At 45.1% G+C, this 14,408-nt stretch carries 6 protein-coding genes; all 6 read right to left on the reverse strand.

The annotated features are described in order from the left end of the window. Positions 1-9 precede the first annotated feature (9 nt). Positions 10-1,467, reverse strand: coding sequence for an O-antigen ligase family protein (locus GO495_RS31220; RefSeq protein ID WP_157303883.1), 1,458 nt, complete (start codon positions 1,465-1,467; stop codon positions 10-12). 115 nt (positions 1,468-1,582) lie between these two features. Further along, on the reverse strand, positions 1,583-2,779 hold the full coding sequence (locus tag GO495_RS31225; protein ID WP_240915395.1) for a glycosyltransferase: 1,197 nt from the start codon (positions 2,777-2,779) through the stop codon (positions 1,583-1,585). Continuing rightward, on the reverse strand, positions 2,776-4,125 hold the full coding sequence (locus GO495_RS31230) for a lipopolysaccharide biosynthesis protein (RefSeq protein WP_157303885.1): 1,350 nt from the start codon (positions 4,123-4,125) through the stop codon (positions 2,776-2,778). Before GO495_RS31230 ends, GO495_RS31225 begins: the two co-directional genes overlap by 4 nt. 1 nt (position 4,126) lies before the next feature. Then, complete coding sequence (locus GO495_RS31235) at positions 4,127-5,218, reverse strand: acyltransferase family protein (protein WP_157303886.1); 1,092 nt, start codon at positions 5,216-5,218, stop codon at positions 4,127-4,129. Next, a complete protein-coding gene (locus tag GO495_RS31240) occupies positions 5,218-7,407 on the reverse strand; it encodes a GumC family protein (RefSeq protein ID WP_157303887.1) in 2,190 nt (729 codons plus the stop codon). The genes GO495_RS31235 and GO495_RS31240 overlap by 1 nt, the downstream gene beginning before the upstream one ends. Positions 7,408-7,516: 109 nt before the next feature. Beyond that, positions 7,517-14,257, reverse strand: coding sequence for a fibronectin type III domain-containing protein (locus tag GO495_RS31245; protein WP_170302751.1), 6,741 nt, complete (start codon positions 14,255-14,257; stop codon positions 7,517-7,519). Between the last annotated feature and the right edge of the window lie 151 nt (positions 14,258-14,408).

Here is a 14,408-nt window from a genome sequence, read left to right on the forward strand (position 1 = left end):
AGACTTTGTTTATGAGGTTTGTTCGAAATTTTTAAGTTTTACGATGACGGCCATTGTGCCATAAAAGAAAAAGGCGCCTGGCATCTGACCTATTGCCACCTGTGCATATTGTGCGATCATATAGGCAAACAGGCTGGCTACAATGCCCACATAGATCGTTCGTATTTCTTTGGACCTGCTGGAATAATAATTGCGTACGCCTACCTGCAGCATCGTAAAGAACATGAACAACGTATATGCGAGGCCAATAGGGCCTGTTTCCAGCGCTGCACGCAGATAACCACTATCCGGAGGGAAACCTGCCAGGGGATGCCCCGGATTGTACAGTAATCCTAATACGCCACTGGTAGCTACACCACCGCCTAACGGATGACTATGCATATAAGGCCGGATCATTTCGCGGTTATTGTCGCGCACGGTCATCGATTCATCATCGGTTAACTGGAAGGATGTACGTATACGGTTGACGGTACTGTTACTGTAAAAAGGGCCGAAGATCAATGCCACGAAGAACAATATAAAACCTGTCATGAAGAGCAGTGTTTTACGGTTGGTGATGGTCATTAATCCATATATACAAAGTCCGGCAGGAATGATGAAGTAAGCGGTACGGGTACCGGAATATGCCATGCCGAGTACCATGAATATAATGCCAATGATAAGCAGCCAGCGACGTTTGGGTCTTTCTTCATTCAGCGCAGCAATTATTCCATACACGATGCTGATGGCCATCAGGATCCCATAAGCGCTGGGATCGGAGAGAAAGGAAAACTTACGGATCTCACCACCCTGGTAATAGAGCTGGTATCTGATGGGATCACTCATCACCCAGTCGTTTTCAAAACCCAGTAATCCGAACCATTGCTGGAAGCATCCGTATATTCCGGCGAGGATGGCGAGGAATAACCATAGTTTCATAAAGTCCTGTATATCTTTCTTCGTGTTAAAGACATGCAGCCCTACGAAATAGATCATGACAAAATTCAGGAATTTCCTCATAGTGAAGACCCAGCCTGCTACTGAATACATAGATGGATTGAACAGTTCTATCATCAGGAAGCCGAAATTAATAATATAGACGTAGGTGATAGGACTGTTGAAGTACTGCCATAAACGTTGTTTATGGATGGTCTTCTTGTAATAAGAGCCTATAAATGTTACCGCAAGAAGCACATCCACCACTACACCCGTTGGTACGTCATCATTGGTGAAGCGCTTGAAGTAGAACATAAAGAAGGAGAACACCATTGTGATAATAAATCCCAGTCGCGTATTGAACAGGGCTATCAGTGTCACCGCCATTCCTATCAGTCCTGCAATGATGATGAATCCGAAGCGGTAATCGCCAAATCCTATTACATAACTGATAGCCACTGCCATCAGTAACATGATAGCATATGCCAGGGGGGAGTCCAGTAATTTGGCCCCCTTGAACCACTTTGTTTTATGTAAGTAAGCTATGCTCATAATATCATCTTGTTTCAGTAAAACACTACTTTCAGAAAGAGGAAAATCATGGTGAGTGCGATGAATGTCAGCACGATGATTTCCAGTATCCGGTCGTCCGAGAATCTGTTGTCTGTCATAATAATGTGTTTTGCAAATGTTTTCCCATTTCAGCTATACAATTTTCCCAGGTATGGGATAAGGCAAATGTTATCCGTTCTTCCCTGATGCCGCTTTGCGGATCCTCCTGCAATGCAGCGGTGATCCTGCCGGTATATTCTCCGCGGTCAGCGCAGAGGTATACGTAAGGCGCAAACATCCGCATGGCGGCGGTATCTGTTGCCACAACAGGTTTACCCAGCGCCAGGTACTCATCTATTTTGCGTGGGTAATTCCCGATGGTCATGTCATTGATCACCTGCGGATTAATACATACGTCAAAACTGTTGATATAGGCCGGCAGTTGTTCCGGTGGGCGGTTACCTGTGAAATGGACATTAGCCAGCTGGTGCAATTTGCTTTTACGGAAGGACTCGTCTTCCGGTCCTACCAGAACAAGGTTCCAGGAGGGCATTTGCGCTGCAATATCCTCCAGCAGGGTAATATCCAGCCGGGTTGCCAGTAAAGCGCCTACATAGCCTATAATGGGCCTTTGTACAGCCTTTATATCTTCAGGTGTTCCCGGCACGGGTGCTTTCAGCCAATCGAAATCACAGCCCTGTCCGATATCGAAAGACCGTTCATTATGCTCCTGTGCGTATTGCGCCAGGTAAGCAGAGTTAGCTGTTACGATGGTCGCCTTCTTCATCAGTTCGGCTTCCAGCCGGGGCCCATGTTTTTTGAAATAGGGCTGACCGGTAAGTTTGTCCCTGATATAATAGATCGTTTCCTGTACACCCTCCAGTAACTCCGGAAAATACACCGCACGGAAAAAGTCATTATCAATGAAAAGAAGGATGTCTTTAAATCCCAGTCTTTTTGCGGCCTGGTTGATTTCTTTAGCCAGGCGTTTATTGTTGATATAATTAAAGCGGTCGAATATACCTGGGAAAGGGATCCAGTTGATGGACTCGAGAACGGTCCTGGGGTCCAGTGTCCACAAAGTATCATTCACCGGGTTGATGTCATTGGCTTTACCATGCAGGCTGTTCAGACGGGTCTGCACCATTTCATCCTGAGGTGTGCGTAGCGCGGAGATCCTGTCGAGTGCCCGGTTCACATACAGCACGCGGTTGTGACGCGACAATTCCAGCGCCATGTTCTTACAGTTGCTGCCGATCTTTATATCCCAGGATTGCAAGCCTGCTACTATGATATCTCTGTTCCTGATCATCGTGTTTTCCATTTTAAGAAGTAACGTTGCCGGACAACAGATAACATTTCAGGATAGAACTGCAGGCAGTATTTGAATACGTTCAGCAGGTTTATATTCAACTTACGGTAAAGGATTACCTGCGTGATGATAAAACAGATACCGTAGGAAGTCATCGTACCATAAGCTGCCCCCATTAATCCCAACTGACGGGTAAAATACATGCAGATGAAGATGTTGCAGGCAGCCACTATTGTATTGACAAGGAAGTTCGTTTTAGGTGCACCGATAGAATCCATGATCGTTCCGAACTGTTTGATGAAAGGAAGGAACAGCCCATAGAAAATAGTTACCTGCAGGATAGGTACGGCATCCAGGTATTTATGACCGGCGATGATCGTTATGATCAGTTTGGGCAATAGCATGATCACCAGGCTGGCAGGTATGGCAATACCCAGAATGGAGCCTACTGCTTTTTCGTAGTAATATTTCACCATCTCCAGGTTGCCGTCTTCCATCATCTTCGCTGTTTTGGGGAAGAGGATATCTCCCAGTACCTGTGAAGGCACATCTACCAGGTTGGAGATACGCAGACAAACACCGTACAGGGCTACTGCGGAAGTAGACAGGTAAGATGAGATGATGAACTGATCGGTATTACGGAAAATGGAAGCGCTGATATTTGTACCGAATACGAACTTCCCAAAGTGCCATAGTTTTGCTAACCATGCTTTGTTGAGTTTCATACTACGATAGAGGAATTTTCTGGCAAAGAAAGCAGAGACCAGTGTACCGCATAAAAGCCCTGTATCGAAATAACAGATCAGGTAAATGAGAGAAATGTTACCTATAAACAGGAGATGGAATACGATGAGCAGGAAAGAGATCCCCTGTCTGCTCAGGTAGCTCCAGAAGATACCTCTGAAGTCTGCATTGGCATTCTGTGTCCATTCGAAGTGAGAAAAGGGAATGAGTAACAGTAAACCTGGCAGGAAGAGGTACATCACCATTGACAGTGAAGGCGCTTTCAGCAGGATACTTACCGGATGCATGAATACGGCGATCAGTAACCCTATCAGCACGGTAATACTGATATTGAGGTAGAGGGCCGCAGATTGTATGTGCGGATGTTCTTCTGCCTGGTGGCCATTGATATATTTGATCACTGCATTTTTGATCAGTGATTGTCTGACAATTTCGATGATACCCGTGTATACAAGGAACAGATTCCAGACACCCATATCGGATTTGGTCAGTGAGCGGGTCAATACCAGCACACTACCTATACCGAACAGTAGCACTGCGATTTTCTGTAACCCGCTGTATATGCCGGATTTCAGCCAGTAAGTGTATTTTGGGTTACTCATTTTAATTGGTTCGTACTGTTTTTAATTGCACAGGTCTTTCCAGGCTATACAACCACCATGCGCCGATGCGCATTGCAAATTTGTATAGCAGTATAGGGATGACTATGGCGAAACACAGGCAGATCAGCAGTAATGCCGGTAACCAGGTAAGGCCAAACACTTTCACAAGCACCATGCGTACCGCAGATGCTACCAGCACATGCGATACATAGATATACAATGAATGAAAACCTGCTACACGTAACAGTTTAAAGCTGTCGTAACGTTGCAGGAGAAATGAGATATTGATCATGAATGCACATCCCACCAGGGCAATTATGGCGAACAGTAAAGGCTGGTGTTGTTCAACAAACAGGTTATCCTTCATGGCCAGATTGCTGTACAGGAAGTAATATTGTCCGATTGCAAAGAAGGGCAGGAGACAGGCGAATAATTTCCAGGAACTATATAGCGGGTATTTGCTGCTGTCCAGGATTTTGTCTGCTACCAGCTCTCCGATAGCGAAGAAGAGGTAAAAGTGACAGATGTCGTAAATGAAGCCCAGGTCTATACGCTTAACGGAAACATAATCGGAGAATACGTACAGTATACTGCCGATGATCAACTGATGCCATACTTTGAAGTGCAGTTTTTCCCTTGTGAGTATATAGATCACTGTTACGTTGAACAGAGCATACAGGTACCAGAACTGATCAATCATCCTTGGGAATAAGATCACATATCCATAATCTATCCAGCTGCGGTTGGCATTTACATATTTCCCCAGCAGCATTTGCAGTGTGATCTGTATAACAGACCACAGCAGGTATGGGTATAAAAGGATATTGACCTTATTGATGATTAAGCTTTTCACTCCTCTTTTGGCCAGGCTTTTTGCGATAAACACACCAGACAAAATGAAGAACAGCGGCATCCTGAAACTGTAAAAGATAATGTTGGCATGTTCCAGCCAGCTATACTGAGCCGCTTCTACACCAGAGCGGGATATACCTTCAAAGATATGACGGTATAGTACCAGTATAATGGCAATACCCCTTGCATAATCTATCCAGGCCAGGCGGTTACCTTTCATATTAGGAAGCGCGGCGCTCATTATATATCGATGTTTTCGGGTTCAACAAAATTGAGGATAGCACCACCTAATTTCTCCTGAAGGCTTTGCAGGAAAATAATTGCTTCCTTATCCGTTTGTTTCACACTGGACCTGGCAGAAATAACAGCGATAACAATTTCCGCGTATTTCATCAGTTCTTTACTATCTGAACGGTCGTTCAGCGCAGCGCCTTCCATCAGGATATAATCATACTGATGGGCGATCGTTTTCAGATATTCCAGCAGGTTGCCCGGTTTCAGTATTTCCGAAGGCGTGTATTCTCCTCCCTCACATCCTATTACGAATACGCCAGGTAATGGCGATTCAGTTACCAGTTGCTTTACTGCGTCCACATTGAAATCATCTACGGATGAACTGAATGATTCAAGTACAGGCTGCGCACCAAAATCACGGGTCAGTGAATTATTTGGAAACTGTGTATCGATAATCAGTACGCTCTTTTTGCTGAGGCTTAAACTGTAAGCCAGGGCTTTGATGATAGTAGATTTCCCTTCACGTGGTTTAGTACTGGTGAAAAGGAAAATCTTTTTGCCACTGTCTTCCATTTCAAAGCGCAGTTTCCTGAGCAGTTCCCGGAATACCGCAGTATTATGTTTTTTCAGATTTGGATCTGTGAAGATCTTTTCCAGGGGAGCATGTTTAAAGTTGATGCGGTTCACTACACCCAGCAGTTTCAGTTCCAGTACTTTCAGGAACTGAGTAGGTGTTTTGATAGAGAGGTCCACATACTCCAGGAAGATGATGGCGATACAACAGAAAACCAGCATGGACATACCTGCCAGTGCGATGATGATGAGTCGTTTCGATGGTTCCGGTTCTACGGCAGGCTGACCAAACAGGATCTGGTGGAAGTTGTCCATTGGTGCGATCTTGTTATTTACAGCGGCATCGTAACGGGATTTAATGCTTTCATATTCCTGTTGGGCCAGTTCCACTTCTTTCTGTAAGGCGAGGTTATTGGCGCCACGGGAAGCGGCAGCCCCCATGCTGCTGTTCAACTGCCGGATCTTCTGTTCGTAGGCATCAATATTCTGTGCACTGCTTTTAATCTGTAGTTCCAGGTCGCTCTTCTTCTGCTGTAAATCTGCCAGTGTATTACCGGTAGTGGTAGAAGGCGCCGCAGAAGCCATTGCAGTGAGCTTCGTTTTATAATCGTTCTTCAGTGTCTGATACTTGGCATACAGCGCTGCATCATTACCGCCTTTGTTTACGTAATCGGAATAGGCTTCATTCATCTGCGTACGCAGAGAGGTTAGCTCTGTATTCATGGCAGAAGTGGTGGAAGAGGTCTGACTGTTGGTCTTGCTCATATCCGCCAGCCTGATAATGATTTGCTGTAGCGTAAGCTGTGCGCTGTTGTTGATGCTTTTTTCATCTGCCAGCCTGTTTTCGAAATTACTGATCTGTTCCAGTTTGCTGGAGCTTTCTACGGATACATCGAGTGTACCCATTGCTTTGATATTGGCAATCTTGGCATCCAGTTCATCTCTTTTCTGATCTACCAGTTTCTTCAGCGTTTCAATGTTCTGAACGGTTAACTGGTTTCTGCTTGACTCATAGTTACGCAGGTATTCTGTACATACCTGGTTTACGATATAGGCAGACAGTTCGGGATTGACAGAGCGGTATTGAATATCGATAAAGTCGGTACGCTGCACACGGCCTGCGTATAATACGTAACGCAGTGTTTCCAGGTCATACCTGTAAATCTTCAGCAACTCCAGGATCTTTCTTTCTTCCGGAACGTAAGAACTAAGCAGTTGCTCATCGTTGTACTTTTTAGTGAGGATGGCGATAGCCTTTGCTCTGTCGAGCTGACGGTAAGCGTCATACTTTTTCTCTTCGACACTTAGCGTACGGAACGCTTTGTCCGGATTTTCCAGATCATGCAGCATCAGGTTATAAGAGGTCATCCCTAAAACACGTGGAGATTTCAGCGCTTCGATCACGTTATTGAATTTCACATCTATTTCATAGATATTGAAACTTTCATCTTTTAGTTTTACCTGATCACTGATAGTAAATCCGGTAGCAATTTGCGCAACGGATTTGTATAATTTCTCCTGCTCAAGGGTTAACAAAAATGCCGCGAGTACAGCCATTAATGTACTAATAATAATAAACCATTTTCTTCTCATCAATGATTTAAACAAATAAATCAAGTCCATATTGATGGTTACTTTAAAGTGTAAAATAATCTAATCTGAAAAATCCGAAAAAATCCGGTTTGCACCGGACCTTTTCGGTAAAAATTGAAAATTGATCAACTAAGAATGGTTACCAGTTTTTAATCAGTTTAACAGTTTTCAGCAAATTATCTCCTTCCATTACTTTCAGCAGACAAGGTCCGCTTGGGATTTGTGAAGAGCCAAGATCCAGCGTTATTCTCTGAGATCCTGATACACCAGGTACTATCCTTGTGTAGATAATTCTGCCGTTCATATCCAGTATGGAAACGGTTATGTTTCCGCTGGTTTTTCCGCTGTTGTTAAGATCAAGTGTAACCTGGCTGTCGAACGGATTCGGGAATACTCTCGTAATGGTTACATTACTTGCAGCATTCTGTAACAGGCCATTTGTCAGCAACGGATTTGCTTTTTTAGCCATCAGCAGTGACTGATCGAGCTGGCTTGCTTCCGGTGTGTAAGCCTGTATTACCAGGGCGCCGATATATCCGTAGATAGAGGCTCCGCCGGATGTTACAGTAATCAGCACTTCACCATTCGCATCAGGAACTACCTCATTGATCTGCGTGGTATTCATTGTATTATAGCCTGCATTCAATGATACTGTAGTTGTGTTAATAGTATAGTTGCTGGTCCTGTCACCGCTTCCGTCCCTGCTGGCGAAGAATACAAAGTTGTATCGTTTTGCCAGGTTCAGACCTTTGATGCGTAAGCGTCCTTCTTCATTTATATCTACCCAGTAAGTGCTGCGCATAACGTTATCAGGATAAATACCGGAGTTATTACCGGTGTTCATACCGAATGGATTATCGCCGGTGAAGGCTTTGTCAATCACCATAGTCAGCCCTGTATTATTCCAGTTGTCATCTTTCAGGTCTGGGAATTCAAGTCCCTGCGCAGGTATGGAGTTGGTGTTATTCCAGGGTATAGCTGCAGGATCGAAAACGTTACAGTTGATGTACACTGCACTGATAAAGGTTGCGGCAGTGGCTACATTGGTAAAGTCTGATTTAGCAGTGTCTTTCAGCGCACGTACTTTGTAGTAGTAGCGTGAATCTGCGCCAAGTCCTGCATCAGCAAATGAGTTCACGTTATTGGCAACTGTTGCCCGCAGCGTGAAGTTGCTGTTGTCTGTAGAACGCCATACTTCAAAGCCCGTTTCATTGTTTGAGTTGTCCATCCATTTCAGCTGAATGCTGGTCTTGGATGAAGCAACGGCAGTTGCTGTACTAGGACTAAGCGGCGTACCATTGTCTGTGTAATACTGGATAACAACATCGTTGATATATCCGTAAGCGGCACCAACAGATTGTTTAACCGTGAAGTTGATCGCACCGGTGCTGTCTGCAGCAATACCATTTATCTGTACGGTATTGGTGTTGTTATTTGCAGCATTCAGTGTTACGGTATTGCTGCCAACGGTAAAGTCTGTATTCTTATTATCATTACCTGTACGGCTGTTAAAGAATACCAGGTTATACCGGTAAGTAGTTGGTAACCCTGTGATGCTTATTCTCCTGGCAGTAGATTCACTGGTATAGTAATTTCCAGCGATCGCGTTGTCAGGATATACACCACTGTTATTACCGGTAGTTGCACCGCTTGTGTTGGTACCGGTAAAGGCATCCAGTAACTGGATCTTAAATGGTGTAGCTACACCGATCTCATTCTGCAGATTAGAGATGGAAGCACCTGCGCCCGGATAAGAGTTAAAGTTATTCCATGGTGCATCAGCAGGTAATGTCATGTTGAAGTGTACATACACAGAGGTCAGGTTCTTATCCCTTACATACAGGGTGAACGTTCTGGTAGTACTACCACCATTGTTATCATTAGCAGTAACATTGATGTTATATCTGCCTATGTTACCCGCTGAAGGAATGATTTTGATAGTACCTGTACCATCACCGTTATCTGTCAGTTTAGCAAATGAAGGCAGATTGGTTGATTTTAAGGTCAGGATATCACCGGCATCATCAGTAGCATGCAGGCTGATCGTTACTGTATCGTTATTCTTCATTGTTACTCCTGCAATGCTATCCAGTTTAGGATTGTTATTACCGGTAGTAATCGTTACGGTATCGGAGTAAGCAGATGCTCCATGAGAGTTGATCGCCCTGATAGCGTAGAAGTATTGTTGGTTTGCCTTTGCAGAAGTATCTGCATAAGACACCGCATTTGTTGGCGCCACAGGGGTCAGTAAAGTATAAGGGCCGGCATTAACACCTGCGCGGTATATTTCGTAACCTGTTTCGTTAAATGCTACATCTTTCCAGCTAAGCGTTACACCGGAAGTAGCGCTTTGTACGGCCAGGTTGGTTGGACGGGCTGGAGCGTTACCGTCGTCATAACCCACTTTCACTACCATCGCATTGAGGTAAGCATATACGGAGCCTGTACCATTCTGCAGATCGATGCTTATTTCGTTGTTAGCGTCTGGTGAAACGTTATTAATAGATACTGTGTTCGTTTTGTTAGATGCGGACTGTAATGATACGGTAGTAGTACCAATGGTGTAGTTGGTCAGACGGTTGTCTGTAACATCTCCACGGGAGCCGAAGAAGGTGAAGCTATACTTGCTGGTGCTGTTCAGGCCATACAGTTTGAATGTCTGTTTGGTAGTGTTGCTCCAGTAAGCAGTTTTCATCACATTGTCCGGATATACACCGGTGTTATTACCGGTAGAAGCGCCATAGTAGTTGGAACCGTTACCGATAGCAGACCAGTTGCTCACGATCTTGATACCGACAGTAGTAGCCACGCTGTTCTGGTCCAGCAGGTTCGGGAACAGGTCGTTCTGAACAGGCTGTTTATTGGTGCTGTTCCATGGAGCAGGAGGAGGATATGAACCATCAGAGAAGTTCACATAGATACTGCGGCTTGGATCAACGTCCAGCACGGTGATGGTGAAGGTTTTGGTATCGATACCATCGCGGCCGTCATTTGCCTGTAATGTTACATTATAGACACCCGCATCTGTATAACCGGGAGCCAGATTTATTACACCAGTGTTACCAGAAGGAACAAAGGTAGCAAAGGCAGGCAGGCCGGTTGTGGTCCAGGTCACTGTTTCCGCATTACCGTCTGTAGCTGTAAGGCTTACGGAAGAGGTCGTGTTTTCGTTCAGTGATACATTGGCAACATTGGCGATTACCGGAGAATAGTTATCATTTACTGATAAAGTGAAAGATGTAGAGGCAACACCGCTGTGCTGATCGGTTGCTGTAACAGTGATATTCGGATAAGTACCCTGGTCGGAAACGGCCGGATTGAATGTCAGTGTAGCTGTACCGGCACCTGTATTTGCGAATGTAGCAAAGGCAGGCAGATTGGTCGCCGTTAATGTGAGCGTTTCAGCATCAACATCCGTAGCGGTCAGGTTCAGAGACAGTGATGTACCATATCTTACGGAACGGTTTACCAGTTGAGTAAGGACCGGAGGATTGTTCAGTGTAGTGGCAACATTACCCAAACCGAATATTGAATAACCACCTGCGTTCTTTGCCCGTACCTTATAAAAATAGGTAACGTTCGCGAACAGGCTGGAGTCTGTGAAGCTGGCCTGTGCAGTTGCGTTTGCTCCTATCGTTGCGTACAGTTTATAGTTACTGCTGTCATTTACAGATCTGAAGATTTCAAACTGTGTTTCGTCTGTAGAATTATCATTCCACACCAGCAGGATCTTTGAAGAACTGAGAGGTGTAAGTGTTACCGGTCCGGGACGGTTAGGCACCGGAGGCATTGGCAGTGTGGTTGCAAGCATTTTCGGGTTTCCGAAAGTGCTGTCAGCCATCAGGCGTTTGGTCATACCCGGGCCTGCATAACTGGCTGACAGTGAATAGCTGCCTGTACCCTGGAAGTAGGTTATATAGATCGGATACCTGCCTTTGGTAAGCGCCTTGGTACCGGAGCGTTCAGTTGTACTCTGGGAGTAGTTATTGTTTACTACAAGGTTGCTTTGAGCAAACCCACCTATATATAACGCACTTCCATCATCAGAAGCGGTGTAGAAGGTATAAGTTCCTGTTGCAGGGATATTAATGTATCCGGAGAATTTAAGCGCGTAGTTGGTTTCACGGTCTCTTACATCCAGCGTTACATTACTCACCCAGCCTGTTTTAAGAGGAGTGAGGGTACTGAAGCTGGGGAGAGAGGTCCAGTTACCTGGGTATATTCCATATTGGAATCCACCGCTTTCGCTGATGTTCAAACCGGAATCGCCATACTTATTGATCGCTTTCAGGCGGTAATAGTAAGTCGTTTGCGCAACCAGGTTGCTATCGGTATAAGCAGTTTGATTTGCCGGTACTGTTGCAATGGAAACGAACGGACCAGTAGAACTGGTGGCACGGTATATTTCAAAACCTGTTTCATTATTGCTGCTGTCTGCCCAGGTGAGTCCTATCTTATTATAAGACAGCGCCGTTACCTGGAGATTACCAGGCGTTTTAGGCACGGCTGGTGATGCAGGTGCTATTTCTTTATAGTAATCGGCAATGATCTGTGTTTTGCTGACAATACCATTGGCGGTATTCTTCCATGAAACGGTCATAGCCTGTGAACCTGTAACTTCGAAGAATGCTATTGCTATCTGGTGCATACCAGCAGTGAGATACTTGGTTCCTTCCCTGTCCCGCGCACTATGTATACCATCATTATTTACCAATGGGGTAGCTGCTGCATTGTACTTGGTATCAATCCACAGTTTGCTGCCAGCATCTGAATTGGTGACAAAGGTATAATTCCCGGAAACGGGGATACGGATATATCCTTCCCATACGAAACCGAAGTAATCATCCTGAGTACGTACGCTGATATCAGGTGTAGCAGAATAACCTGTAACATCCGGTGTCAATGCATTAAAGTCCGGTAATGTAGTCCAGTTACCGGTATAATACCTGTATGCCAGTCCATTAATATATGCACCTGAACTTACCTGGTTACTGCGTGCTGAAGAATTGCCCGCTGCATCCCTTGCTTTTACCACAAAGGTGTAGATGGTATCATTCTTCAGACCGTAAACGGTAAAGTCGGTAACATCGTTGTCAACAGTATATGATTTAAGACCGTTGACGTAGATATCGTATTTGTATACGCCTACATCATCAGTAGAAGGTCCCCAATCCAGGGATACTGCAGTAGCCTGAGTACCAGTTACCGTAAGGTTGGTTGGTGCTGTTGGTGCCGATGCGTCCACCTGCGTTTGTGTATTTGCTTCATTACTTAACGCAGCAGCGCCCGTATTGTTCACTGCACGTATAACATAGAAATATTTTGTGTTAGCGTTTAGTCCGGCATCTGTATATGTTACTGCATTTGCGGCAGTAACATTAACCAGTGTGTAAGGTCCGCCAGCGGTTACTGAACGGTAGATCTCATAACCGGTTTCATTATAAGTTGCATTTGGATTGTCTGTCCAGTCGAGCGTAACCGCTACCTTGGAAATGGCGGTCGCAGTCAGTCCAACAGCAGGTGAAGGAGCGTTGGTACCGTTGGCAGGTATTACTGTAAAAGGCGCAGAAAACGCACTGGAACAGCCGAATTGTTCTGTTACTTTCGCCTGGTATTGTCCTGGAGTACTGGCATTCAGTGTTTGTCCGGTACCAATTGTAGTGGTATCACCTACTTTCTGCCAGAGATAGGAAGTATATCCTGATGGCAGTGTGAGTGTAACATATGTTTTACCATCAGTCGCCGGAATAACGTTACTCATTAGTCCGGAAACAGTGATAGGTGGCGTTTGAGTAGCTGCCTTTATTTTTACTACCACGGGGGTAGGAGACCATGGGGACCATGTTGTGCCTCTTTTGATCCTTGCATCGTAAGTGCCGAATTCGGTTACCACTAATTCATTTGAATTGGCACCGGGAATAGTTACACCATCCTTGCGCCATTCGTATCCGTCGAAACCGGCAGTCAGTCCAAGTGTTGCGTTCACTGTTTCACCGGGACAAAATTCGGCATGACCGAACTTGGGCCATGGGTTTGCTTTATGTTGTCTGGTCATGTACAGGTAGAAATCCGGTTCAGCCCATGCATTATCCCAGATACCATGTCCTCCGTTAGGATATATTGTTTCCTTTACATTGGCGCCTGCTGCCAGTGCCGCACTCATTACGGCCGCTGTGGTATTCGGGTGAGGATTGTTATCCAGTCCGCCCTGGAAGATCCACATCGGGATGTATTTAAATACGTCAACCTGATCCTGGTACGCGATGGAACATCCGCTGATAGGAAGGTATCCTGCAACAGTTTTGGGATATGCGAACATGAACTCCCAGGTAGCGGTTCCACCACCGGAAAGTCCGTTTACAAAGATCCTGTTCTCGTCCAGTTTGTTATTCTGGATAAGTGTATCAAGTATCTGCTTAACAAACGCATAATGCGGCGCTCCGAAGAAGCCCGTAGTACTTTGTGGTACGAGAATAAACCCATCAAATTTACCATTATCAACATTGGCGCAGAAGCTGCTGCCACCATGATAAAGAGAATACTCGTTATCGTAGATACCGCCGCTTTCGCCGCGGCCATGGAAGAAGATAAGGATGGGATAAGTCTTACCGTCATTAACGCCCTGCTGATATGTTTTGGGATATTTCAGCCTGAAAGGCATACCATTGAGGTAATAACATTTGTAAGAATCTTTATTCGAGAAATTCACCGCAGTACGAAGTGTGCGGACCCACTTGCTGATAGTGCCCCATGCAGGCGTAGCAGGTGGATTATTGGGATTGTATGTTATGACAGGATCACCAGAGTTAAAAACCTGGGCGACTGAGGGGCTGCCAAATCCCAAGATTAGTAATAGACAAAAAGTGTAAATTTTACTCATATAGATAAGCATTACAGTTAAGGACTGATTTAATGACTTACCCAGTATGTCTGGCGCTCTACGGCACGATGAAATACGACTTTGCCAACTCGATACTGAGCGGCTTCTCTAAGGAATTCGGTTAAAAAAATTAGGTGTGGTTTTAAAAGAG

This window comes from Chitinophaga oryziterrae, assembly GCF_009758125.1.
Lineage (GTDB): Bacteria > Bacteroidota > Bacteroidia > Chitinophagales > Chitinophagaceae > Chitinophaga > Chitinophaga oryziterrae.